The sequence below is a fragment of the Vulcanibacillus modesticaldus genome, assembly GCF_001730235.1.
In the GTDB taxonomy this organism is placed as follows: Bacteria; Bacillota; Bacilli; order Tepidibacillales; family Tepidibacillaceae; genus Vulcanibacillus; species Vulcanibacillus modesticaldus.
The window spans coordinates 16,852-41,930 of the sequence record NZ_MIJF01000010.1; the positions used below are offsets into that span (position 1 = coordinate 16,852).

Annotated in this window: 22 protein-coding genes and 1 other annotated feature; of the genes, 10 read left to right on the forward strand and 12 right to left on the reverse strand. The window is 34.4% G+C overall.

Annotated elements, in window-relative coordinates:
- Positions 1-26: 26 nt before the first annotated feature.
- The 5 genes from tig (at position 27) to yihA (ending at position 7,608) form a co-directional block, all read left to right on the forward strand.
- A complete protein-coding gene (gene tig / locus BHF71_RS02715) occupies positions 27-1,316 on the forward strand; it encodes a trigger factor (RefSeq protein ID WP_069656135.1) in 1,290 nt (429 codons plus the stop codon).
- 187 nt (positions 1,317-1,503) lie between these two features.
- Complete coding sequence (gene clpX, locus BHF71_RS02720; protein WP_069656136.1) at positions 1,504-2,772, forward strand: ATP-dependent protease ATP-binding subunit ClpX; 1,269 nt, start codon at positions 1,504-1,506, stop codon at positions 2,770-2,772.
- Positions 2,773-2,941: 169 nt separating this feature from the next.
- Entirely contained in the window at positions 2,942-4,630 is a 1,689-nt protein-coding gene (gene lonB, locus BHF71_RS02725) for an ATP-dependent protease LonB (RefSeq protein ID WP_069656137.1), read from the forward strand.
- 72 nt (positions 4,631-4,702) lie between these two features.
- Positions 4,703-7,021, forward strand: a complete 2,319-nt coding sequence (lon, locus tag BHF71_RS02730; RefSeq protein ID WP_069656138.1) for an endopeptidase La — start codon at positions 4,703-4,705, stop codon at positions 7,019-7,021.
- Positions 7,021-7,608 (forward strand): ribosome biogenesis GTP-binding protein YihA/YsxC, encoded by a 588-nt coding sequence (gene yihA / locus BHF71_RS02735; protein WP_069656155.1) that lies wholly within the window; start codon positions 7,021-7,023, stop codon positions 7,606-7,608. Before lon ends, yihA begins: the two co-directional genes overlap by 1 nt.
- 22 nt (positions 7,609-7,630) lie before the next feature.
- Here yihA and BHF71_RS02740 read toward each other — a convergent pair whose 3' ends face one another.
- The 10 genes from BHF71_RS02740 to BHF71_RS02780 all read right to left on the reverse strand — a co-directional run bounded on the left by BHF71_RS02740 (position 7,631) and on the right by BHF71_RS02780 (position 18,374).
- Complete coding sequence (locus BHF71_RS02740; RefSeq protein WP_069656139.1) at positions 7,631-9,004, reverse strand: RsmF rRNA methyltransferase first C-terminal domain-containing protein; 1,374 nt, start codon at positions 9,002-9,004, stop codon at positions 7,631-7,633.
- Between the two features lie 85 nt (positions 9,005-9,089).
- Positions 9,090-10,151, reverse strand: coding sequence for a quinolinate synthase NadA (gene nadA / locus BHF71_RS02745; protein WP_069656140.1), 1,062 nt, complete (start codon positions 10,149-10,151; stop codon positions 9,090-9,092).
- Positions 10,126-10,992, reverse strand: coding sequence for a carboxylating nicotinate-nucleotide diphosphorylase (nadC, locus tag BHF71_RS02750; protein WP_069656141.1), 867 nt, complete (start codon positions 10,990-10,992; stop codon positions 10,126-10,128). The genes nadA and nadC overlap by 26 nt, the downstream gene beginning before the upstream one ends.
- Positions 10,949-12,517: an L-aspartate oxidase gene (gene nadB / locus BHF71_RS02755; RefSeq protein ID WP_245683809.1), complete on the reverse strand. Its 1,569-nt coding sequence runs from the start codon at positions 12,515-12,517 to the stop codon at positions 10,949-10,951. The genes nadC and nadB overlap by 44 nt, the downstream gene beginning before the upstream one ends.
- Before the next feature lie 381 nt (positions 12,518-12,898).
- The gene (proS, locus tag BHF71_RS02760; protein WP_084024143.1) at positions 12,899-14,344 is read right to left on the reverse strand and encodes a proline--tRNA ligase; all 1,446 of its coding nucleotides are present in this window, start codon (positions 14,342-14,344) and stop codon (positions 12,899-12,901) included.
- A 103-nt stretch (positions 14,345-14,447) separates the two neighbouring features.
- Positions 14,448-14,669 (reverse strand) — a binding site (T-box leader).
- Between the two features lie 64 nt (positions 14,670-14,733).
- A complete protein-coding gene (locus BHF71_RS02765; protein WP_069656142.1) occupies positions 14,734-16,290 on the reverse strand; it encodes an NAD(P)/FAD-dependent oxidoreductase in 1,557 nt (518 codons plus the stop codon).
- Positions 16,291-16,452: 162 nt separating this feature from the next.
- Positions 16,453-17,013, reverse strand: a complete 561-nt coding sequence (locus BHF71_RS02770; protein WP_069656143.1) for a flavodoxin family protein — start codon at positions 17,011-17,013, stop codon at positions 16,453-16,455.
- Between the two features lie 180 nt (positions 17,014-17,193).
- On the reverse strand, positions 17,194-17,394 hold the full coding sequence (locus BHF71_RS02775; RefSeq protein WP_069656144.1) for a cold-shock protein: 201 nt from the start codon (positions 17,392-17,394) through the stop codon (positions 17,194-17,196).
- Between the two features lie 250 nt (positions 17,395-17,644).
- The gene (locus BHF71_RS12035; protein WP_176717289.1) at positions 17,645-17,782 is read right to left on the reverse strand and encodes a hypothetical protein; all 138 of its coding nucleotides are present in this window, start codon (positions 17,780-17,782) and stop codon (positions 17,645-17,647) included.
- Between the two features lie 139 nt (positions 17,783-17,921).
- Complete coding sequence (locus BHF71_RS02780) at positions 17,922-18,374, reverse strand: ferritin family protein (RefSeq protein WP_069656145.1); 453 nt, start codon at positions 18,372-18,374, stop codon at positions 17,922-17,924.
- A gap of 163 nt (positions 18,375-18,537) precedes the next feature.
- Between BHF71_RS02780 and BHF71_RS02785 the strand changes: the two genes are divergently transcribed.
- From BHF71_RS02785 to BHF71_RS02795, 3 genes are read left to right on the forward strand one after another with little or no spacing between them, the layout of a single operon-like run.
- Positions 18,538-18,948: a bacteriohemerythrin gene (locus BHF71_RS02785; RefSeq protein WP_069656146.1), complete on the forward strand. Its 411-nt coding sequence runs from the start codon at positions 18,538-18,540 to the stop codon at positions 18,946-18,948.
- A gap of 60 nt (positions 18,949-19,008) precedes the next feature.
- Positions 19,009-19,260: a hypothetical protein gene (locus BHF71_RS02790; protein ID WP_069656147.1), complete on the forward strand. Its 252-nt coding sequence runs from the start codon at positions 19,009-19,011 to the stop codon at positions 19,258-19,260.
- 60 nt (positions 19,261-19,320) lie between these two features.
- Positions 19,321-19,734 (forward strand): Fur family transcriptional regulator, encoded by a 414-nt coding sequence (locus BHF71_RS02795; protein ID WP_069656148.1) that lies wholly within the window; start codon positions 19,321-19,323, stop codon positions 19,732-19,734.
- Positions 19,735-19,773: 39 nt separating this feature from the next.
- On the opposite strand, the gene lpdD is transcribed toward BHF71_RS02795, so the two are convergent.
- The gene (gene lpdD / locus BHF71_RS02800) at positions 19,774-20,115 is read right to left on the reverse strand and encodes a prenylated flavin chaperone LpdD (protein WP_069656149.1); all 342 of its coding nucleotides are present in this window, start codon (positions 20,113-20,115) and stop codon (positions 19,774-19,776) included.
- Between the two features lie 45 nt (positions 20,116-20,160).
- Positions 20,161-22,359, reverse strand: a complete 2,199-nt coding sequence (locus tag BHF71_RS02805) for a cell division protein FtsA (RefSeq protein WP_069656150.1) — start codon at positions 22,357-22,359, stop codon at positions 20,161-20,163.
- 108 nt (positions 22,360-22,467) lie between these two features.
- Here BHF71_RS02805 and BHF71_RS02810 point away from each other — a divergent pair, with 108 nt between their 5' ends.
- A complete protein-coding gene (locus tag BHF71_RS02810; RefSeq protein ID WP_069656151.1) occupies positions 22,468-23,535 on the forward strand; it encodes a bifunctional 3-deoxy-7-phosphoheptulonate synthase/chorismate mutase in 1,068 nt (355 codons plus the stop codon).
- Positions 23,536-23,785: 250 nt separating this feature from the next.
- Entirely contained in the window at positions 23,786-24,793 is a 1,008-nt protein-coding gene (ccpA, locus tag BHF71_RS02815; RefSeq protein WP_069656152.1) for a catabolite control protein A, read from the forward strand.
- Positions 24,794-25,079 lie beyond the last annotated feature (286 nt).

Below are 25,079 nucleotides of genomic sequence, written 5' to 3' on the forward strand. Positions count from 1 at the left end.
TTGAAAGATTAAGGAGGAAGCATTTAATGAAAGCAAGTTGGGGAAAAATAGAAAACGAAAAAAATAAGGGAATACTTCATGTTGAAGTAGAAGCTGAGCAAGTTGCTGAAGCTTTAGACAAAGCATTTAAAAAAGTAGTAAAACAAGTTAATGTTCCAGGTTTCCGTAAAGGGAAAGTACCTCGTAAGATTTTCGAAGCTCGCTTTGGGGTTGAAGTTTTATACAATGATGCCTTAGATATCCTTTTACCAAAGGCTTATGAAGAGGCTATTAAAGAAACAGGTATTGAGCCAGTTGATCGTCCGGAAATTGATATTGAGCAATTAGAGCAAGGTAAATCTTTAATTTTTAAAGCTACAGTTACAGTTAAACCAGAAGTTGAACTTGGTGAGTATAAAGGTTTAGAAATCCCAGAGAAAGACTTTACAGTTAAAGAAGAGGATATTGAAGAAGAATTGAAACAATTACAAAACCGTCATGCTGAGCTAATCATTGTAGAAGATGGAACTGTTGAACAAGGAGATACAGCAGTTATTGATTTTGAAGGTTTTATGGACGGTGTTCCTTTCGAAGGTGGAAAGGGAGAAAAACATCCATTAGAAATTGGATCTGGTTCTTTTATTCCGGGTTTCGAAGATCAAGTAGTTGGAATGAAAAAGGGAGAAGAAAAGGATATTGTTGTTACTTTCCCAGAAAACTATCATGCTGAAGATTTAGCGGGTAAAGAAGCTACATTTAAGGTAAAAGTTCACGAAATCAAGCGTAAACAATTACCTGAATTAAACGATGATTTTGCTAAAGATGTGGATTTCGATACTTTAGAAGAATTGAAAGCTGACATTAAAAATAAATTAGAAGAGAAAGCAAAAAAGGATGAAGAGAACTATCGCAAAGATACTGTAGTTGAAAAAGCTGTTGAAAATGCCCAAGTAGATATTCCAGAAGTGATGATCGAGCAAGAAATTAAAAGAATGACTGAAGAGTTCGAGCAACAACTTACGTACCAAGGAATGAACCTTGAATTATATTACCAATTCTCCGGAACTGATGAAAAAGCACTAAAAGAGCAATTTAAAGATAATGCACAAATTCGTGTGAAGACTAACTTAGTATTAGAGGCTATTGCTAAGCAAGAAAATATTGAAGTAACTGAAGAAGAGGTCGAAGAGGAATTAAAGCGTCTTGCTGAATTATATAAGCGTGATTTAGAAGAAATCAAAAGTATTTTCACTTCCCGTGATAATGGATTAGACGGTTTAAGAGAAGATCTTCGAATCCGTAAAGCGATTGATTTCTTAGTTGGACAGAGTAAATAAATTTAAGAAAACGTAAATAATATATAAAGACGAAAATAATAAATAAGGCACGGTCTTCCGTGCCTTATTTTAAAAAAAAAACCAAAGTGGAACTTTGCAACTCAAAGGATGAAAATGTTAATTTTTATATGGTAGAATAAAGTAGAAGTTTTTTAAGGGCTATACCTTAAAGAAGGGGTGAATAAAGATGTTTAAATTTAGCGACGAAAAAGGAACTTTAAAATGTTCTTTTTGCGGCAAATCCCAAGATCAAGTCCGTAAGCTGGTTGCTGGACCCGGAGTATATATATGTGATGAATGCATCGAGTTATGCAATGAGATTATAGAAGAAGAAATTGGTGCTGAAGAAGAAATAACTCTTAAAGATATACCAAAACCCCAAGAAATTAGAGAGATCTTAGACCAATATGTTGTAGGGCAAGACAAAGCAAAGAAAACGCTTTCAGTGGCAGTCTACAATCACTATAAAAGAATAAATTCTTCCAATAAGTTGGATGACGTTGAGCTGCAAAAGAGTAATATTTTGCTTATGGGTCCGACAGGAAGCGGAAAAACGTTGTTGGCTCAAACATTAGCAAAAATACTTAATGTTCCTTTTGCAATAGCTGATGCAACTTCATTAACAGAAGCAGGTTATGTTGGTGAGGATGTTGAAAATATCTTGTTAAAGTTGATACAAGCTGCAGACTTTGATATAGAGCGTGCTGAACGTGGTATCATCTATATTGATGAGATAGATAAGATCGCTAGAAAATCTGATAATCCTTCAATAACGCGTGACGTATCTGGAGAGGGAGTTCAGCAAGCCCTATTAAAGATCTTAGAAGGTACAATCGCAAGTGTTCCTCCGCAAGGTGGAAGAAAGCATCCGCATCAAGAATTCATTCAAATAAATACTACCAATATCTTGTTTATTGTTGGTGGTGCCTTTGATGGAATCGAAAACATTATTAAAAGAAGAATTGGTAAAAAGGTTATCGGATTTGGAGCGGAAAGTGTTTCAGAGGTTAAAAAAGAAGATATATTATCCAAAGTTTTACCTGAGGATTTGCTCAAGTTCGGTTTAATTCCTGAGTTCGTGGGACGTATTCCTGTTTTAGCTACATTAGAGCAATTAGATGAAGAAGCTTTAATAGAGATTTTAACTAAACCTAAAAATGCTTTAGTGAAGCAATATCGTAAGATTTTAGAAATGGATAATGTTGAGTTAGAATTCGAAGAAGGAGCTTTAGTTGCAATAGCCAAAGAAGCAATAAAGCGGAATACTGGAGCTAGGGGATTACGTTCGATTATTGAAAGTATTTTACTAAATGTGATGTATGAGCTACCTTCTAGAACCGATGTTTCCAAATGCGTTATTACAGAAGACACGATAGTTAAGAAAGTTCCACCGATCCTCTATGATCATAATGGGAAAATCGTAAACTTTGATATTAAAACTGAAGAAAGTGCCTAGATAAAAGCCGCCAGATAATTGGCGGTTATTCTTTGTTCAAATGTTCTTTAATATTTTATTTCTTGTATTAAATGTATATTTATTGATTATGTGTCCATCCCAAAGGAAATACTATATTTTAGGGTTTTATTGGAGTTACCCAAATCATTGAAAACTTTGGGAGGTATATATGAATTTGACAGCGTTAATTATCATTGTTCAGTTATTTTTTGGGATCGTAATCGGTTTGTACTTTTGGAATTTGCTAAAAAATCAACATAACACTAGAACTTCTATAGATAGGGAATCAAGGAAAGAATTTGACAAATTGCAAAGGCTTAGAGAGATTTCCTTGACCGAACCGTTAGTTGAGAAAACTAGACCAAGCAATTTTGCAGAAATAATAGGTCAAGAAGAAGGACTTAGGGCTTTAAGGGCTGCCTTATGTAGTCCAAACCCTCAACATGTAATAATTTATGGTCCTCCAGGTATAGGAAAAACTGCTGCGGCGAGGCTTGTGTTAGAGGAGGCAAAAAGATTACCGTACTCTCCTTTTAATGAAAACTCCAAATTCGTAGAGGTAGATGCCACTACAGCTAGATTTGATGAACGGGGTATTGCAGATCCGTTAATTGGTTCTGTCCATGATCCTATTTATCAAGGTGCCGGTGCTATGGGTCAAGCAGGAATTCCACAACCAAAGCCTGGTGCAGTGACAAAGGCACATGGAGGAATTCTTTTTATAGATGAAATTGGAGAGTTACATCCAATCCAAATGAATAAATTATTGAAAGTGTTAGAAGATAGAAAGGTTATTCTAGAAAGTGCGTATTATAGTTCAGAAGATACAAACATCCCAAAACATATTCATGATATATTTCAAAATGGATTACCGGCAGATTTTAGGTTAGTTGGTGCTACAACTCGACAACCTGACGAAATACCACCAGCGATCCGCTCTAGATGTTTAGAGATCTTCTTCAAACCTTTATCCACAGATAATATTGCAACAATTATAAAAAATGCACTAAACAAGATTGAACTTGAATATGAACCTGGTGTAGTAGAAATAGCTAAGCGTTACGTATCAAATGGTAGAGAAGCGGTTAATTTGGTTCAAATTGCTGCAGGAATTGCTCTATCTGAACAAAGAAAGAAAATTTTGACTAAAGATATTGAGTGGGTAATAAATAATAGCCAACTAACACCAAGACCAGAGAAAAAGGTTTCAGATCATCCAGAAATTGGTGTAGTAAATGGTTTGGCAGTTTATGGTCCGAACATGGGGGTATTATTGGATATTGAGGTTACAGCTAAGAAGGTTACTAAGTCATCAGGAAAAATTAAAATTACAGGGGTAGTGGAAGAAGAAGAAATAGGTGGTAATCAAAAGACTATTAGAAGAAAAAGTATGGTATTAGGATCACTAGAAAATGTGTTAACGGTATTAAATAGTACAACTGATATAGATCCTTATGATTACGACATACACGTTAATTTTCCGGGTGGAACTCCGATTGATGGACCTTCAGCAGGGATCACTATGGCGACAGCTATATATTCTGCCATTAAGAAAATCCCTGTTGATCCTAAAATAGCGATGACTGGTGAATTAAGTATTTTTGGGAAGGTTAAACCGATAGGGGGGGTAGTTGCAAAAATAGAAGCGGCTAAAGAAGCAGGGGTGGAAAAAGTAATCATTCCTAAGGAGAATTGGCAAGAGATATTTAAAGACATAAAAGATATTGAGATTATAAAAGTTGAGAATATACAAGAGGTGTTAGAGATAGTTTTAATAGAAAAGAAAAATGAAGGTTTTACTTCAATAAAGGATGTGTTACCAGCATCTGCAACATTGAATTTTAAATCTTTAAATTAGACAAAAACCGGTATTTAGGTTAAAATTTTTTAAGTAGCATTCATCATGTAACAATCGGAGGTGTAATTAGAATTGGGTTCTAATCATAAAAAGACCATTCCTCTATTACCATTGCGTGGTCTTCTTGTATTTCCAAGTATGGTATTACATTTGGATGTTGGTAGAGATAAATCTGTAAAAGCCCTTGACCAAGCAATGATGGAAGATAATTCTTTCATTTTCTTAGCTACTCAAGAAGAGGTGCAAATAGAAGAACCAACACCTGATGATATTTATAGGATAGGGACAATATCAAAAGTTAGACAAATGCTAAAGCTACCTAATGGAACAATTAGGGTGCTGGTAGAAGGACTATATCGGGCTAAAATCATAGATTATGTAAATGATGATACATACTTTGAAGTGACATATCAAAAATTAGATGATGAAGAACAAGAAGGTTTAGAGATGGATGCTCTTTCTAGAGCAGTATTAGACCTATTTGAACAATATATTAATGCTTCCAAAAAAGTATCTCCAGAAACTTTGGCAACCGTTTCAGATATTAACGAACCAGGTAGGATCGCTGACGTTATTGCTTCACACTTACCACTAAAAATAAAAGATAAACAGCGCATTCTAGAGACTATATCGGTTAAAGAACGTTTAGAAAAAATCTTGGATATACTAAATAATGAACGGGAACTTCTTGAACTTGAAAAGAAGATTAGCCAGCGGGTAAAAAAACAGATGGAGAAAACACAAAAGGAGTATTATTTGCGGGAGCAAATGAAGGCGATTAAAAAAGAACTTGGCGAAAAGGATGGAATTGCAGGAGAAGTCGCTGAGCTACGAGAAAAACTAAAAGATCTTGATGCTCCTGATTATGTTAAGGAAAAAATTAAAAAGGAAATTGATCGTTTAGAAAAAATTCCTGCTGCTTCTGCTGAAAGTGGTGTTATTCGTACATATATTGATTGGCTTTTTGACATTCCTTGGACAGAATCAACAGAAGATGACCTAGATATTCATCGGGCAGAAGAGATACTTGATCAAGAACATTATGGATTAGAAAAGGCTAAAGAAAGGGTGTTAGAATATTTATCGGTTCAAAAGTTAGTTAAGAAGATGAAAGGACCTATCTTATGCCTAGTTGGTCCTCCAGGTGTTGGTAAGACTTCTTTAGCTAAATCGATTGCAAAATCATTGGGGCGGAAAGTTGTTCGTATCTCTCTAGGGGGGGTACGTGATGAATCTGAAATTAGAGGACATCGACGTACCTATGTTGGAGCGTTACCTGGTAGAATTATTCAGGGAATGAAAACTGCGGGTACGGTAAATCCAGTATTTATCTTAGATGAAATAGATAAGATGTCATCCGATTTTAGAGGGGACCCTGCTTCTGCTTTACTAGAAGTATTAGACCCAGAACAAAACAATTCATTTAGCGATCATTATATTGAAATCCCTTATGATCTATCCAAGGTGATGTTTATTACTACTGCTAATTCAACACATACTATACCAAGACCTTTGTTAGATCGTATGGAGATCCTAAATATATCTGGTTATACAGAAATAGAAAAACTACATATAGCCCAAAAATACTTGCTTCCAAGACAATTAGAAGCTCACGGCCTTTCTAAAGATAAATTACAAGTGCAAGAAGGTGCACTAATTGAGGTTATCCGTCGATATACTAGAGAGGCTGGAGTTAGAAATCTTGAGCGAGAAATGGCTACCTTATGTAGGAAGGCAGCAAAAATAATCGTGGCTGGTGAAAAGAAAAAAGTTATCGTTACTGCGAAAAATCTTGCTCAATACCTTGGTAAACCCAAATATCGCTATGGTATGGCAGAAAGGGAAAATCAAATAGGGGCAGTAACTGGTTTAGCTTGGACTCCAGTTGGAGGAGATACCTTGACAGTAGAGGTTTCTGTGTATCCTGGTAAAGGAAAATTAACTTTAACAGGTCAACTTGGAGATGTTATGCAAGAATCTGCCCGAGCGGCATTTAGTTATATAAGAGCAAAAGTTGAAGAATTGCAGATTGAACCGGATTTTTATGAAAAGAAGGATATACATATTCATGTGCCAGAGGGAGCTATACCAAAGGATGGACCGTCGGCTGGAATAACTATGGCAACCGCATTAGTATCTGCCTTAACTGGTAAAAAGGTCTCAAAAAGTGTAGGAATGACTGGAGAAATAACTTTACGTGGAAGAGTACTTCCAATTGGTGGTTTAAAAGAAAAAACATTGGCTGCCCATAGAGCTGGTCTAACTACGATTATTATTCCAAAAGAAAATGAAAAGGACCTAGAAGATATTCCCGATAGCGTAAAAAAAGATTTGGAATTTGTTCTAGTAGACCATCTAGATCAAGTATTAGAGAAGGCATTGGTGAAATGATGAAGATTACAGCAGCTGAAATAATTATAAGTGCAGTAAAACCTGAACAATATCCTAAAGGATCCCTGCCAGAGATTGCACTAGCGGGGCGGTCTAACGTTGGCAAATCATCATTAATCAATAAGATGATTCAACGTAAAGCATTGGCAAGAACTAGTTCTAAACCGGGAAAAACTCAGACCCTTAATTTTTATCTGATTAATGAAAGTTTCTATTTTGTAGACCTTCCTGGTTATGGCTACGCCAAAGTATCTAAAAAACAAAGAGAACAGTGGGCGAAGATGATCGAAGAGTACCTTATAAGTAGGGAAGAACTTAAAGTGGTAATCCTAATTACTGATCTTCGTCATCCACCTACAAAAGATGATAAATTAATGTATGATTGGTTGAAATATTATCAGATACCGGTGATCGTAATAGGAACGAAAGCCGATAAAATACCTAAGGGAAAATGGGATAAACACAAAAAGATTGCGAAAGAAACTCTGGAGTTTGATCCATCTGATAAATTTGTTATCTTTTCAGCGGAGACTGGACTAGGTAAAGATCAGCTATGGAATGAATTACTCGGTTATATAAAAAATTAGCACCCATATCAGGGTGCTAAAATTATTTCCATCTTAACCCTTTTGGGTAATGATTTTTTATTTGTCCATTAGAGATTTTCCCCCAACCTAATGGATATTTACCAATAGTTATCAAGCTCCAGCCTGTTTGTGAGGTATCACTTTGGATTGCTTCGCCCCTTAAATATTTGGTCGCTTGTTTTACATCAAGGTCATAGTATTGTTTCACTTGATCATTCGTTAATCCCATAGCTAAGGCATGACTAGGTTCAAATCGTTTCTTTTTAAGTTCCCCTAAATGCCAACCTAATCTTACAATCTTAATTCCTCTGAGGTCAGGTAATTGATCAGGAACTAGATAAAGGTGTTCAGAAAAGGAATGAAAATGCCCAGAAGGAATATCCTCGAGATATTCGTTAGCAAATTTTTGATAGTATTCCACTGCTTCAGCTAGTGGTTTGAATTTCATCAACTTTATTTTTGAGGTAGCTATACCTTCTTTTTTGCGTAATTTAGCGACAAAATGACCTTCTCCTTGAAAATGATGTGGCCATAATCTAATAGTTTTTTTAAGAGGAGAATCTTCTGAATGGCCTATCCATTTAGGTTGTCCTTCGTCTAAAAGGGAGTTAAGTTGAGTTGTAACTTGTTCAACCTCAAACATGGGATATTTGTTAAGGAAATTAGCGATGGTTCCTTCATTTTCTTCTGGTGCAAAGGTACATGTAGAATAAACAAGTACCCCACCTGGTTTGAGCATCTTTTGAGCTTCGTCTAATATTTCTAGTTGTCTTATTGCACAATACTTAACATTTTCTATTGACCAGTCCTCTATAGCAGTAGGATTTTTTCTAAACATTCCTTCGCCTGAACATGGTGCATCAACTATAATTCGATCGAAGAATTCTGGAAAAACTTTTGCTAGCTTATTTGGTGATTCATTAGTAATTACTGCATTTCTTGCTCCGAATCTTTCCAGGTTTTCTGCAAGTGCTTTGACTCTTGTGGGGTGGATTTCATTGGCTACTAAGAGACCAGTATTTCCCATTAAAGAGGCGATATGGGTTGATTTACCACCCGGTGCGGCACTTAAATCTAGTACTTTCTCGTATGGTTTAGGTTCTAGGATTTTTGCCACCACCATTGCGCTGGGTTCTTGAATATAATAAAGCCCTGCAGCATGGTAAGGGTGTTTACCGGGCTTATCCTCTTCATTATAATAATAACCTTCATCACACCAAGGAATAGGTGTTAAAGAAAAAGGTGAGATTGATAAAAAATCTTTAACATCACATTTTAAGAGATTTACTCTTAAACCATGAGTCTGTTGTCTATTGTATGATTCGATGAATTGATCATATTCATTACCAAGAAGCTCTTGCATTCGATTCATAAAATCTAAAGGAAGTTTTATCATTTCTTTAGCTCCATTCCGTTAATACTTCTATATTACTACATTTCCTATAAATTATAACAAAAAAAACACCGGTAATTAACCAGTGTTATTTAATAGTCAACATTCGCTCTAAAGCTAACAATGCGTTATCAGCAATTTCTTTTTCTACAGTAATTTGATTAACGACTTGGCCTTCTTCTAATCTTTCTAGAGACCATAGTAAATATGGTAAATCAATACGATTCATAGTATAACAATTGCAAGTAAATGGGTTTAAAGAGATGATATCTTTATCATGATGCTCTTTTATTAGGCGATTAACTAGATTATTTTCAGTTCCAATTGCCCACTTACTGCCACTAGGGGCATTTTTGATTGTTTGGATAATTTTATTTGTAGAACCATTTTCATCTGATAATTGTACTACATCAAACGTACATTCAGGATGAACGATAATTTTCCGATCTGGGTCATTTTTTCTGACCTGTTCTACATTTTCTACAGTGAAGTTTTGATGGACAGAGCAATATCCATTCCACAATATTATTTTAATATTTTGGATATCACCCTCATATTCTAAACGATTTTCCTCCGGATCCCAAACAGCCATTTCATCAAGTTTAATTCCAAGATCGTATGCAGTGTTTCTACCCAAGTGTTGATCTGGTAAGAATAAAATACGTTCTTTTTGAGTTAATGCCCAAGAAAGTATCTTTTTTGCATTTGATGATGTTACTGTAGCTCCACCATTTTTTCCAACAAATGCTTTGATAGCCGCTGTGGAGTTTACATAAGTTAAAGGTAGGATAGTGTCTCCAAATAGTTCCGTTAATTTATCCCAAGCCCTTTGGGTCTGTTCGATATTTGCCATATCAGCCATTGAACATCCAGCATTTAGATCAGGCAAGATAACTTTTTGATCAGGTCTTGTTAAAATATCAGCAGTTTCAGCCATGAAGTGAACACCACAAAATACGATAAATTCTGCTTTTTTGTTTTGAGCGGCTAGCTTAGCCAATTGTAAAGAGTCGCCAACATCATCAGCAAATTGAATAACTTCATCCTTTTGGTAATGGTGCCCAGGAATATATAGCCGATCCCCAAACTTTTCTTTTATCTCTCGTACCCGATCCTCCATCTGTTTAACGCTCAGATCCAACAGTTTCATATTTTTTACCTCCTGATATATTAAAGCTAATATCTAATGCGTGTACAGAATGGGTAAGCATACCCAATGAAATATAATCAACACCTGTGTCTCCGTAGTTAGCGATATTTTCAAAGGTAATTCCACCTGATGCTTCAGTAATAATAGAATCTGGAACCAAAGAAACGTATTCTTTCACTTCTTCTGGGCTACAATTATCAAATAAAATTACGTCTGCACCTGCCTTAACAGCTTCAATAACGTCTTCTTTTGATTCAGTTTCTACTTCAATTTTTGTCATATGTCCAAGCTGTTTTTTTACCAGTTCTACCGCTTTTGTAATGCTTCCTGCGTATGCAATGTGATTATCTTTAATCATTACGGCATCATATAAGCCAAAACGATGATTAAAGCCACCGCCACAACGAACAGCGTACTTTTCTAACATCCGTAATCCAGGAGTCGTTTTTCTAGTATCACATACCCTTGTATGGCTACTATTTAACTTATCAACAGCCATTCTAGTCATGGTAGCAATTCCGCTCATTCTTTGTAATAGATTGAGAATAACCCTCTCACCACTTAATAAATAGGCTATCGGTCCATTAACTGTTGCTACAATATCTCCAGCTTTTACTAGATCTCCATCTTTAGCATGGAAATTTACTTCTATGGAAGGATCGAATAATGAGTAAGCCTCCCTGATTATTGGTAGACCAGCGATAACTCCATCTTTTTTTATCAAGAATTGTCCCGTAGTCTTTTCATCTATCGAAAAAATAGTTTCACTTGTTATATCTCTTTCACCTAAATCTTCATTAAACAATTGTTGTAAAAGCATTTTCAGTTTGATAGGATTCATTTTCATTTCTCCTTCTAATAATGCAACGTTTTAACCATAATTTATCATTAGAATCTGGGTAATCATTACGATAATGTCCTCCGCGACTCTCAGTTCTTTGTAATGCAGAGGTAGTAATTAGCCAACCAACTGTTATCATATTTAACTTTATCTTCTGCTCGATTGGAATATCCAAAACGTGTTTTGCTTTAATAAATGGGATAAATTGTTCAAACCATTTTTTAGCGGTAAGGAGCCCTTCTTTACCTCGAACTATTCCAACGTTTTTCATCATTACTGATTGAATTTCTTGCAAGCTTGGTAATGATAAGTCTTCCTTAATTAAAGTAGGAAGAGAAAAATCAACAACTCTGGTAGGTTGTTTGATAATATATTTGGCTAATTTGTTTGCAAAAACTACTCCCTCAAGTAACGAATTGCTTGCTAAGCGGTTAGCACCATGTACACCTGTATGAGCCACTTCTCCGACAGCGTATAGTCGTGGGATAGTGGTTTCACCATGCAGATTTGTTTTTACCCCGCCCATGATAAAGTGGGCTCCGGGTGATATTGGTAGCTTTCCTTCTTCGATATTGATGTCATTTTGTTCACATAACTTTGTTATTGAAGGAAAACGTTGTCTGAAATTGGGAATCATAGATATATCCAAATATACTTTTTCGCCACTTTGTATAGAATTATAAATCTGTCTAGCAACAATATCTCTTGGAGCTAGGTCTTCCAAAGGATGTACACCTTTCATGATCAATTGACCCTTATCATTGATAATTTTTGCCCCTTCACCTCGAACTGCTTCAGAAATCAAGGAATTGGAGCTAATCTCATTGACTAACATAGTCGGATGAAATTGAATAAATTCAAGATCAGCCAAATCAGCACCTGCTCTATAAGCCATTGCGATTCCATCGCCAGTAATTGTTGGATCATTTGAGGTAACTGTATATAATCTACCGATTCCCCCGGTAGCAAGTATCGTATGTTTTGCCTTATAGATAATCAATTGATCTAGATCATTTTTAGCGACTGTACCTACGCATTTCCCGTTTTCAATTATGAGGTCGTAAGCCATAACTCTTTGGTGAATAGTGATGTTTTGTTTAACATGATTTATTAAGCTCTTAATAATTTCTTTTCCCGTTGCATCTCCACCCGCATGAACAATTCTTCTTTTATGATGCCCTCCTTCACGACCCAACTCCAGTTGATTATCTTCGTTGCGATCAAAAGGTATTCCTAGGTCAATTAATTGTTTGATTGCTTCATTTGCACCTTTTACTAGTTGTTTTGTTGTTTCTTCAAGATTATGATTCTTTCCAGCAATTATAGTATCTTTAAAGTGATCTTCCCAGTTATCGTTATCATCTATAGCTGCAGCAATCCCTCCTTGGGCTAAGATGGAATTACTGTTATCAATATTGTTTTTCGTGATTAAAATCACATTTTTTTTATCTGAAAGAAGATTAGCGGTAAATAAACCAGCAATACCACTACCGATGATCAGTACATCGGTTTCTATTATTTCCATGTGTTGTCACCTCAATGAAAATATAAATGTCTTTACATCTATCTTTACACAATAATCAGCTTAAAACAAGGGTTTATATCAGAAAAGCCCGCATATTTTAATATACCATAAAGTGAAAAAATAAACACTTTTATAACGATTAGATTTTCAAAATATACTACATTTTGAAATTGGAAAAAAATAAAAAAATTATTTTTAAAAAAGATATTCACATTCTGGCTAGACAATGGTATTATAAACTCACCAAATATGTTAAATGTTTGGTGAGAGTTACATAATGTTATGCTTTTGCCGTAACTAACGTTTAGTTACGGCCCTTTTTTTTTGTTTTCTTTAACAATAATTTACTCCCTAGATCTATAAGAACTAGGGAGTAAAATTTTAATATGCTCTTGCGAAGATTACTGTAGTAGTGCTCTCCTTTCCGCAGCAAATACATTTTCCTTGTCCTTCACGTTGATCAAATGGAATATTTCTAGCTGTAGCACCAGTTTCTTCCTTTACCTTATCAAGGCAAGTGATGTCTCCACACCACCAACTTTTTATAAATCCTTTTTCTTTTAGCAATTGTTCTTTCATTTCATCAATGGAGTTTGCCTCAAAGGTATGTGTTTTAAGGAACTGTTCAGCTTTATTGAACATATTTTGTTGTATTTCATCTAATTTGGCAGGTATGATTTTGGTCAGATCAGCTAGAGAAAGAAATTCTTTTTCACCTGTGTCTCTTCTAGCTAAAACGAACTGTTCCTTTTCTATATCTTTAGGTCCAAGTTCGATTCGGATTGGTACACCGCGCATCTCATATTCATTGAATTTCCAGCCTGGCGTCATTTCTTCACGATCATCTACTTTAACGCGGATACCAAGTTGACTTAATTGATCTTTGATTTGATGAGCTTTATTTTTTACTTCTTCTTTATCTTTACGTAAAATTGGAATGATCACAACTTGTATAGGTGCTACCTTCGGAGGTAGAGCAAGACCTCTATCGTCGCTGTGGGTCATAATTAAACCACCTATTAAACGGGTGGAAACACCCCAAGATGTTTGATGAACATATTGTAATTTGTTGTCTTTGTCAGAGTATTGGATTTCGAATACTTTAGAGAAGTTTTGTCCTAAGTGATGAGAAGTACCTGCTTGTAATGCTTTACCATCACTCATTAAAGCTTCAATACTGTAAGTATGAACTGCACCTGCAAATTTTTCATTCTCGGTTTTTCTTCCTTTGATAACAGGCATTGCTAAGACTTCTTCCACAAAAGACTTATAAACATCTAACATGGTTAGAGCTTCTTCTTCTGCTTCTTCAAAAGTTGCATGAGCTGTATGTCCTTCTTGCCATAAGAATTCGGATGTACGCAAGAAAGGTTTGGTAGATTTTTCCCAACGCATTACATTTGCCCATTGATTTAATTTCATTGGTAAGTCTCGGTAGGACTGAATCCATTGGCTCATCATTGAACAAATAATTGTCTCTGATGTAGGACGTACAACAAGACGTTCTTCTAATTGTTCATTTCCACCTTGGGTTACCCAAGCAACTTCTGGTGCAAATCCCTCGACGTGGTTCATTTCTTTTTGTAGATAGGATTCAGGGATTAAAAGAGGGAAATAAGCATTTTCATGTCCTGTTTCTTTGAAACGTCGGTCCAAGTCTTTTTGAATGTTTTCCCAAATAGCATACCCATATGGTTTAATAATCATTGTTCCTTTTACTGGACCATAATCCATTAAATCTGCTTTTTTAACAATATCTAAATACCAGCGAGAATAGTCTTCTTCCATACTTTGAATTTCCTTAACAAACTTTTTATCTTCCAAAATCTTCACTCCTTTATTTTAATTTGACTATGTTTACATTTGGTTTGGTTGGAATTGAAAATAAAATTAGATATAAAGAAAATAATTAAAAAAGGAGTCTTTATCCCTAAAGGACGAAAAGACTCCGTGGTACCACCTTTATTAACACGTATAATTGACTTAGAAACAAAATACGTGTTCACTTAAGACCATTAACGCTGGAAAACGTTCTGTTCATCACAGACACTTAGGAGTGGGTTCAGATTGGGGGTTGGAGAAACTTTCAGCCATGGTTTCTCTCTCTATAAAACAACCCGAACAATCTTACTGGCTCCATCATCGTTTTTAGATAATATTAATTGCTTTATAATTATAATGATTTGAAGATAAAAGTCAAGAAAATTATATAAAATCTATTTTTTAAGTTTCTGTAAAATATCTCTTGCAACAACTACACCACAGGCACTAGCTTGTGAGAGACCTCTTGTTATCCCTGCACCGTCTCCGCCGACGTATAATCCCTTGATTTCTGTTTCGAAGGTATTAGACAATTTTGGTCTTGCTGAATAAAATTTCGCTTCAACACCATAGAGTAAAGTATGTTCACTTGCAAAACCGGGGGAGACTTTATCTAATGCTTCAATCATTTCTATAATACTGGTTATTGTACGATGAGGAAGTACTAATGCTAAATCACCCGGAACAGCGGTTTTTAACGTAGGTTCCACAAAACCTTTTTTAATTCGTTTCTCTGTAGAACGTCTTCCTTTTTTTAAATCACCATAACGTTGAATGATAACATTACCGTTACTTAGCATATTGGCTAATTTAGAAATATATTTTGCATATTGGATTGGTTCATCAAAAGGTTCGGTAAAATGATGAGAAACGAGTAATGCTAAGTTAGTATTGAACTGTTTTTCTCTATCATTTTTATATGCGTGGCCATTTACAGTCATAATACCACTATGGTTTTCGATCACAACACGTCCCGAAGGATTAGCGCAAAAAGTACGTACAGTATTGCTATATGTAGGGGTGTTATAAATAAGTTTGGCTTCATATAAGTGCTCGTTAATATCGGTCATTACAGTATTAGAAACTTCAACTCGTACTCCGATATCAACTTGATTATTTGTTAATTTTAAATTTTGTTTCTTTAAGATATTTGCAAGCCATTCACTTCCATCTCTACCGGGAGCAATATAAACAAAATCTGCAAAAAGATGTTCATCATTTTCAAGAATAACACCTTTGATGTGTTTATCTTCAATAATTATGTCTTTAACTTTAGTACGATGTCTTATTTCTAGTTTATCCTTCAGATATTCGTAGATCTTGGTTAATATTTTTAGGTTTTCCTCTGTTCCTAAATGACGAACCTTAGCTTTTAAAAGTTTCATTCCTGCAGAAGTAGCTTTTTGTTCAATTTCATGGATTTTAGTTAAGGAAAATAATCGCTTTTTTAACTCCTTTAAAGACTTTTTTAATTCTAGAGATTGATTTTCTTCAATACGAAATTCTAAATCATCAATTTCACGCTCTAATTTCTTGATTGACTCTGAAATTTCAAGGCTACCGTGTGTTTCTTGTGTTGCTCCAAAGTATAAATTGATCTCATCCACATATTCAATAAGACTCAACAATTCTGAGCGGTCCAAATATTCGTTCATCCACCCCCCAAAATCGGTGGTAATATTGAATTTACCATCGGAAAAAGCACCAGATCCACCCCAGCCACCGGTTAAGGCGCATGTTGGATAACATCCTTGATATTCAAATTTCTTAGTTGTAGGACATTCGGTTAAAAAACCCTTATGTATGGGGCAGGAGCGACGATATATATCTTGTCCCTTGTCTATGAGCAGAAGTCTAATATTAGGATTAATCTTCGTTAATTCATAACTGGCATAGATACCAGCTGGACCTGCTCCCACGATAATAACATCATAATAATTGTGGTAACCCATATAATTCACCCTTATAACCAAATTTTCACATTATTTATCATAACATATTTCGATTAAATTACAAACATTATTTACAAAATTATATACAAATGTTCGTGTTTTACTACATGAATGTTCAGATGTTAATAAATCGTGGAGATAGTTATAAATTAAAGAATGAATTTATTTAAAAAGATCTGTTTTTATTTTTTTTCCTAGTTGCTTAGCTTGTAAGATAGATTCCTCGTCTTCTAATACTTCTAGCGGTTTAACACCTTTTCCAATTATATAACCTCTAAAATCAAGTTCTAAGAATTGGCATATCAATTGAAACTGTTGGACCAGGGGAAGAGCAGTGTAAGGGGCGGATTCGCCTCCAACAATTACAAGGTAAATTTTTTTCCCCTTCATTTCTTCTTTGAAATCATATTCTTGAGAGCGGATACTTTGGGAAAATCTATCAATAAAGATTTTTAGTTGACCCGACATTCCGTACCAATATAATGGGGTGGCGAATAAGATTGCATCATGATTAAGAAGTTCTTTTGCTAAATTATCATAATCGTCATTTATCCGTTGGAATCCAGTAGAAGTATGTCTCTGATCAATAATTGGCTTGATTTGATAATCCATCAAAAATATCTCGTTATAACTATTTTTATCTAAATTTTGTAAAACAATTTTAGTTAATGCTTCTGTATTACCGTTTTTTCGTGAACTACCATAAATTGCAAGGAGTTTCATTTCCATTCCTCCTTATGTTTAAACTTAACTAGTAATATATGCTGTTATAATTTTGATTATTACACTTTTTAATAAGTAAGTTATAAAAAAAGTCCCTAGAACATCTAGGGACCGTTGTAAGTTTGAAATTAATTTATAATATTAGAAGCATAAATCTTATATGTTAAAGATTAACTTCTCTTATAATCTTTCAACGTTAGCTGCTTGAGGGCCACGATCGCCATCTACGATTTCAAATCTTACTTTTTCACCTTCGTTTAAAGTTTTAAAACCTTCACCTTGGATTGCTGAAAAATGTACGAATACATCGTTTCCATCTTCAACTTGAATAAATCCATAACCTTTTTCAGAATTGAACCATTTTACTGTACCTTCTAGCATTTAAAAATACCTCCTACAAATTGCGCTATTGCGCTTTAACCTTTTATTAACCATCGTTATTGCTTAAGTTATAAAAAAACAGGATCTTTCAGGAAAGTAAGGTATGAATAATATCCAAATACCTTCCATGAAAGATCCGTTTATTATTCAAACTTACTTATAAAACAAATAACAATGGCTTTATCATCATAACATAAACCAAATTATTTGTCAATTATAAAATTTTGTGAATTTTTTTAATATTATTTTTTCAATCCTTATAAAGTTGTTCCATTTCGTTAACATATGCTTCTTCATCATCACTGGTAACAGCATGCCAATCTTGTTGTTCAGAATTTAGATTTGAAGTCTTACTAGGGCCTTGATTTTTTTGGTTTTTCTTTGCCATATGCAGTCCTCCTAATAACCGTGAGTATTAGCTAAACTTAAAAAAGTTATAACCTACTCTTATTATGAACTTTTTGATAAAAAATTAATCAGAAAAATTGTCTATAAAAGAAGGGCCATTTAGCCCTTATATAATTAGATTATTTAATTTCTGTAAATGTCCAGTTAAATAATGCAGCATGTTCTGATTCGTCATGTTGGATCGAATACAATAGATCACGTATCATTTGGCAATTAGTTGACAGGTACATTTCCTTATAAAATTCAGCTGCTTCAATTTCACCTATAAAGGCTTTTTGCAAACCATCGTAAAAATGGTTAAATTCAACATCTTTAAAGTCTATATTTGGTTTACTTCCAGTTAGATATTTATATAATTTGGTAAGTTTTTTATCATGAATTTTTTCATCATCTAAAGCTGTTTTTAGGCTATGTCTCGCAAATTCTGTAGGAGCGATCTTGTATAATTCAGTGTAAAAATTTATAGTTTTTCTTTCATTTGCGATAGCTAACTGTAAGTCATCAAGAAATTTCGGATAATTTTTGAATCTAACCATCATCCAGTTCATTTGAGGGTTATAGTGATAGTTCATTTTATTTAAACCTCCCAGTCTCTACTTCCATATAGTCTATGGCCTAGTAAGGATAAATGTTATTTAAAGGTATAAATTTGGGCTCAACTTATTCTGTAGACAGACTTGTCTCTTTAGGATATTATTGAACTGGATAATATTGCAATTTTGGGAGGTAAAAATTATGGCTTTAAAATGGAGAGAAGATTTAGCTGTTGGAATTAACAAAATTGATCAACAACATAAAGAACTTTTTGAACGGACTGACCAATTATTAAATGCTTGTAATCTAGGAAAAGGTCGTGAAGAAGTAGCAAAACTGATCGACTTTTTATTGGAATACGTTGTTACTCACTTTAAAGATGAAGAGCAGTATCAAAAAAAATATGGTTATCCTGACTATGATAATCACAAGATGTTACATGATAAATTTATTGATGAAGTGAAAAATTTGAAAAATAAATTAGACTCTGAAGGTTCATCGATTGGCTTAGTTATTGAAATTAATCGCAAAGTTATTGATTGGTTGGTAAATCATATTGGAAAAGTGGATAGACAGTTGGCTACATTTTTAAAAAGTAAAAATGTGGTATGATACGATACATATAATCGTAAAAAATGAAAATCATAACATAAAAGAAAGGAGGTTTTGTTTTTGGAAGTTAAGCCTTATTTTTGCCCTAATTGCAGGGGTAATCGTACCAAGTTTAGGATTATTCAAAGAAAAGCTAAAGACGTACAAAAAGATGCGTTTAATGGAGAAATTGTTTCAATGGGAACAGAAATACCATTTGTTTCAGAACAAGGTGATACCGAAGTGGAATGTTTAGTTTGTCACTATGTTGGATATGAAATGATGTTTATTAAAGCAGCAGAGCGTGAACCAAGGGTTAGGACAGAAGTTTGACGAAAATAAAAAAAATAAATATACTGTACTTGATGTTGAGAAGTTTTGGGAGTGGGCATATTGGATATTAACGAGGTCTTAAAGATCTTAAAGGCTAATGGTTATAAGTCGACCGAACAGCGGAAGGAGATTATCCGATCAATAATTAACAAAAATCGATATGTCTCTGCAAAAGAAATTTTGAATCAAGTACAAAGAAGATTTTCAAGCGTTAGTTTTGATACTATTTATCGAAATCTAGCTATTTTGTCTGAATTAGATTTGATTGAAGTGAGGAAGCAAGATGGTGAGTCTAAATTTAAAATTTCCTGTACTGATGATCACCATCATCATATAATTTGTAATAATTGCGGAAAAATATATATTCTTCCTGAATGTCCTATGGAATTGCTTAAAGAATGCAATGAAGATTTTAAAATAACAGGCCATAAGTTTGAGATATATGGCATTTGTAGTGAATGTCAAAATGCTTAAAATATTTCTGAATATTAGATAAGCCCTAAGAATATGATTCTAAGGGCTTGTTTTTATTCTGATTAATTCTTTATTCATAGCACTCCTAACGAAGCTCACTATATACTCAATATCTTCCTTAGAAGCGTTGTCAACGTGGATTCCGATAAGTACAGATGAAGTATGTCCTAGAACCTTAACTGCTAGTTCAGCACATTCTTTTGCCAATTCCCCCTCTTTATGTCCGGGTAGTTCTAGAAGGTCGACATTAATTTGGTTATTATTTAGGTATGCAGTAGCCACAGCTCCGATATGAGCTGTTCCACCGGTTATGATGAAGACGTAATCTTTACCCATTTCTGTTGTTTGAATATGAATATTAAAAGGATTGTCAGCTACCATTATCTTTCTCCTTCTTAATATTGTGGTATATATTCGATAAGGATTTTATTCCCAATAAAGTTCTAATTTATCCCCATCTTTGATTGGAGTTTTGAAATCCGCTTCTTGGTTATTTATCCGAATAACATATTTGATAGAGCCTTTTGGTGGTGTTGTATCAAAATCAACGTATCTGAATACATCGCTAAAAGTTAGTGTTTGATTATTTCCAAGCTTAATTTCAATTGAACTATTAGGTTCAATAGTAGAATCTAGTGTTACTTCTTTCTGATTCATAAAAACTTTAAAGGATGATGATTGTATCTTGATAGGTTGACCATTAAATGTTACGCCTATTTCCCAGCCAGATATAGTTTCTTCTTGTAAAATATCTTTTATGGTAGGGAAGGGTTTATCCTGTTTGTCAAAAGTTATGATATCTCCATCATGTATAGGGTCTTTTATGTTGACTGGTTTTCCGTTTTGATAAATCTGTCTAGCTGAATATATAAGGTTTTGGGTTTTGCCATCTAATTGAAAACTAATATTTTTTTCTGTATATGGTTTTGTTGAATAACCTGCTAGAATTAGTGCCTCTTCAATATTTTTGACATGATGAAAATTGATCGTGTCACGATCTTTAATCGTTGCTGAGTAATCCATATCGATTCCATTTATTTCAACTAAAGGTAATAACTCTATTTTTTGATCTTCGATCTGAATATTAAATGGTTGAATCGAGCTATACTTTAATGCTTGCTTAAGTGTTAATGAAGCATTTTTACCGTTTTTTCCTGGTTTAACGTCAATTTTATCTAAGCTTTTGATAATTGTATCTAAAGTAGCTGTTTCTCCATTTAGAGTTATTTCTGGTAAGGTTCCATGTTCTCCGGGGATCATAATTAATTTGCTGTTTATTTTAACGGTCATTGCCATCCCTGGTTTTCCAAAAAGACTTTTGATAGGGATCCCTGCTGCAATTAGAGCATCTCCAATGGTTAAGGATTTCATTTCAAATAAACGGACAGTTTCACCATTAACATAAAATGAAATGTACTTTATTGGATTTTCTCTTGAAGAAATTCCGATTCCGATAGGGGTCACTAAGTCCGGTCCTTTAGAAGTATCTTTTGGCCAAATTATTTTGTGTTGGATTGCTTCGGCTCCTCTAACGGCAACTCTTTGAGGGGGTAGATCTAATAAAGAAGCAATTTTTTCGGTTAATTTTGGAGTTTGACTTCCTCCCCCGACTAGTATAACAGCTTGTGGTGGTTTCCCATTCAAATCTAAAATCCTTTGTGAAATATTATCAGCTAACTTGGTTATCTCTTGGTCAATCTGATTGATTATTTCTTCTGATGAAATGGTATATTCCATCCCAAGAATATCAGTAAAAGTTACTTCCTTTTGTATCGAAATTCTTCTTTTTATTTCTTCAGCAATATGAAAGTCTAAAATATAAGATTGACTGATAGCCTCTGTTATTTCATCTCCTGCAAATGGCACCATTCCATAGGCAATTATCGTCCCTTCGGCAGTGATAGCAATGTCTGAAGTTCCGGCACCGATATCTACAAAGGCAATGTTTAATTTTCTCATTGAAGGAGGTATGAGAACATGGATGGCTGCAATCGGTTCCAATGTGAGTGCAGACATCTCTAGATTTGCTCTCTTTAGTGACGATATTAAAGAATCTACAACAACCCTAGGTAAGAAGGTTGCGATAATCTCTACAGATGCTTTCTTACCACGTTGGTCTATCAGACTTCCGATTATTTGATCATCTAGAAAATAGTTAACAACACTGTATCCAACACAGTGGTAGTTGGTAGCAGAGTCTGACTTGATTTCTTCTATCAATTGTTTCTGAGCCTCTTGAACTGCTGATAGTTCTAATGCACGAATATCTTCTTTTCTAAGTAAGGGTTGTCCATCTATATTAAGATCGATAGTAACTCTTTTTGTTTTTAAAGAACGGCCAGCTGCAGCAACAGCAGCATTATTCAGTGGGCCATGATCAGCTTCTAGCTGTTTTTTAACCATTTTAATTGTATCTGAAACGGCTAGTACGTCGTGTATTTGACCATCGAGCATTGACCGCTCTTTATGTTCTGCTAATTTTATATCTTTGATTTCAAAGATACCTTCAGATGTTGGTTGAAGGATGACTCCAATGACACTTCTTGTGCCAATATCCAGAGCAAAAATAGCTGTTTCTTGTTCCACAGTTGTCACCTCTTCGACAAAGTTTCGACGTAGCGTCATTTATCTTCTATTCTCCTTAAGCCTATAATAATCCTTTTTTCTTTGCAATTGAATCTAAAAAGGTTATAATCTGAAGTATGTGAGCTCAAGAATATGGGAGGCTGTTTTATGAGTAATCAGGAATTGGAAGAATTAAGAGCTAAAGTTGATGAGATAAATTTACAGTTGTTACATTTAATTAATAAAAGAGCGGAGATCATTCAAGAAATTGGAAATATTAAAACAAAACAAGGCATGCCTCGATTTGATCCTATAAGAGAAAGGGAAATGATTGATAAAATAAGGGCTAATAATAATGGTCCTTTTGATGATAATACAATTCTTCATCTTTTCAAGCAGATATTTAAGGCTTCATTAGACTTGCAAGAAGTTGATAATAATAAAAAGTTGTTGGTAAGTAGAGATCGTCATCCAGAGGATACGATCGTCACAGTGGGAGATACTGAAATAGGTAAAAAACCAATAATGATTGCCGGTCCTTGTTCAGTTGAAAGTGAAGAACAGGTAAGTATCGTAGCTAAAAGTTTAGTCGAGCAGGGAGTTAAATTGATACGTGGAGGAGCATTTAAGCCACGAACCTCCCCTTATGATTTTCAAGGTTTAGGTATAGAAGGTCTTAAAATATTAAGGAAAGTTGCCGATAATTACGGGTTAAAGGTTGTAAGTGAAATCGTAAATCCAGCAGATATTGAGATTGCCCCAGAGTATGTGGATGTAATACAAATTGGAGCAAGGAATATGCAAAATTTCGAGTTATTAAAGGCTGCTGGGCAAGTAAATACACCAATTCTATTAAAGCGTGGTTTAGCAGCTACCATAGAAGAATTTTTATTTGCAGCTGAATACATCGTATCTAGAGGTAACACCCAGGTAATTTTAGTGGAAAGAGGAATTAGGACATACGAGAAATGGACTCGTAATACTTTAGATATCTTGGCAGTTCCAATAATTAAACAAGAAAGTCATCTACCAGTTATCGTTGATATTAGCCATTCAGCTGGTAGAAAAGACGTTGCAATACCAATTGCAAAAGCTGCCTTAGCTGCTGGTGCTGATGGGATAATGGTTGAAGTTCATCCGGATCCCCCGGTAGCATTATCTGATGCTAATCAACAGTTAGACCTAAATGAATTCAATAGTTTAATGACAGCCTTAAAAAAGGCAAACTTCTTCTAAGTAGTTATTTCTGATAAAAACACCATCAAAATCACCCGTTTGGGTGATTTTTTTAGGAACTTTTGCTTATTTTTTGATGGAATATATGATTTAAGTAAATAATATGGAGGAATATATGTGTTATTTGTCGAAAAAAATTTAAATATGTAAAACTAGGTGTTAATTTGGATTAATAATCGTTGAATGAAAATTTTTTTTATCGTAGAATGATATTAAATTTTAACACAATTAATACGAACGGGGAGATATTATGCCAGTAACTATTTACGATGTTGCTAGAGAATCGGGTTTTTCAATGGCAACCGTTTCAAGGGTGATAAATGGTAGTTCAAAAGTTAAACCTGCCACCAGAAAAAAAATCTTAGAAACGATTGAGCGATTAGGATATAGACCTAATGCGGTTGCGAGAGGGCTAGCTAGCAAGAAAACGACTACTATCGGCGTTGTTATTCCGGATATTTCAAGTTCATTCTTTGCTGAAGTAGTTAGGGGTATTGAAGATATTGCAAATATGTATAACTATAATATTATTTTATCTAACTCAGACAAAAATCTTGAAAAAGAGTTAAATCTTATCAATACATTATTAGAAAAACAGGTTGATGGTCTGTTATTTATGGGTGGTGAAGTTACAGAGCAACATGTGGATATTTTTCAATCATCCACAGTTCCAGTAGTCTTAGCGGCTACTAAAGATCCAAAAAATATTTTTCCTTCAGTCGATATTGATCATTTTCAAGCCGCGAAAGATGCTGTAATGGCATTCATTGAAGCAGGTCATAGAAAAATCGCATTTATTTCCGGACAATTAACCGATCCACTAACTGGTTATGCTAGATTTCAAGGTTATAAAAAGGCATTAGATGAAGCTAATATCCCTTTTGATGAGCGGTATGTTAAAATCGGTAATTACCATTATGAATCTGGTATGGAAGCTATGAGGTATTTTCTTTCATTAGATGTAAAACCCACAGCAGTATTTGCTGTAAGTGATGAAATGGCAGTAGGCGCGATACATGAAATTCAAGATCAAGGATTGAACGTACCAAATGATATTGAAGTTAGAGGATTTGACAATACACCTATATCTTCAATGGTAAGGCCACTCTTATCAACGGTTTCTATACCACAGTACGATATTGGAGCTGTAGCCATGAGATTTTTAACAAAACATATCAACGAAGAGCCGATTGAAAATCAGTTTGTTATTTTACAGCATCAATTAATAGAGAGAAAATCAACAAAGCAGTCTAGTTAGAAAAAATTATTAATTTTATAACAGACTAAGGTAATTCGGGTAGTGTCAAAAGTTCTATGAAAAATTAAACGTTTGGTGAAAAAGAAATTAAGAATGACAAAATTGGGGAACAAAGAACTTCACAAAGGGTTAAACAAGTATAGCAAAAGCATGACTTCATTTAAACAGTGACAAAAAAGAGCATACTGAAGCAGACTCTTAAAACAGAGCCTAATTAATACTGTTAGATTAAGCAGACTGTTGCTCTAAAATAAATTCCTGTGACAACTCAATAAGTTTAGACCAC

Bases quoted from the DNA above. Each gene is read 5' to 3' on its own strand.
- tig (WP_069656135.1), top strand. From the start codon at position 27: ATGAAAGCAAGTTGGGGAAAAATAGAAAACGAAAAAAATAAGGGAATA.
- clpX (WP_069656136.1), top strand. From the start codon at position 1,504: ATGTTTAAATTTAGCGACGAAAAAGGAACTTTAAAATGTTCTTTTTGC.
- lonB (WP_069656137.1), top strand. From the start codon at position 2,942: ATGAATTTGACAGCGTTAATTATCATTGTTCAGTTATTTTTTGGGATC.
- yihA (WP_069656155.1), top strand. From the start codon at position 7,021: ATGAAGATTACAGCAGCTGAAATAATTATAAGTGCAGTAAAACCTGAA.
- BHF71_RS02740 (WP_069656139.1), bottom strand. From the start codon at position 9,004: ATGATAAAACTTCCTTTAGATTTTATGAATCGAATGCAAGAGCTTCTT.
- nadA (WP_069656140.1), bottom strand. From the start codon at position 10,151: ATGAAACTGTTGGATCTGAGCGTTAAACAGATGGAGGATCGGGTACGA.
- nadC (WP_069656141.1), bottom strand. From the start codon at position 10,992: ATGAATCCTATCAAACTGAAAATGCTTTTACAACAATTGTTTAATGAA.
- nadB (WP_245683809.1), bottom strand. From the start codon at position 12,517: ATGGAAATAATAGAAACCGATGTACTGATCATCGGTAGTGGTATTGCT.
- BHF71_RS02765 (WP_069656142.1), bottom strand. From the start codon at position 16,290: ATGGGTTACCACAATTATTATGATGTTATTATCGTGGGAGCAGGTCCA.
- BHF71_RS02770 (WP_069656143.1), bottom strand. From the start codon at position 17,013: ATGAAACTCCTTGCAATTTATGGTAGTTCACGAAAAAACGGTAATACA.
- BHF71_RS02775 (WP_069656144.1), bottom strand. From the start codon at position 17,394: ATGCTAGAAGGTACAGTAAAATGGTTCAATTCTGAAAAAGGTTATGGA.
- BHF71_RS12035 (WP_176717289.1), bottom strand. From the start codon at position 17,782: ATGGCAAAGAAAAACCAAAAAAATCAAGGCCCTAGTAAGACTTCAAAT.
- BHF71_RS02780 (WP_069656145.1), bottom strand. From the start codon at position 18,374: ATGAACTATCACTATAACCCTCAAATGAACTGGATGATGGTTAGATTC.
- BHF71_RS02785 (WP_069656146.1), top strand. From the start codon at position 18,538: ATGGCTTTAAAATGGAGAGAAGATTTAGCTGTTGGAATTAACAAAATT.
- lpdD (WP_069656149.1), bottom strand. From the start codon at position 20,115: ATGGTAGCTGACAATCCTTTTAATATTCATATTCAAACAACAGAAATG.
- BHF71_RS02805 (WP_069656150.1), bottom strand. From the start codon at position 22,359: ATGACGCTACGTCGAAACTTTGTCGAAGAGGTGACAACTGTGGAACAA.
- BHF71_RS02810 (WP_069656151.1), top strand. From the start codon at position 22,468: ATGAGTAATCAGGAATTGGAAGAATTAAGAGCTAAAGTTGATGAGATA.
- ccpA (WP_069656152.1), top strand. From the start codon at position 23,786: ATGCCAGTAACTATTTACGATGTTGCTAGAGAATCGGGTTTTTCAATG.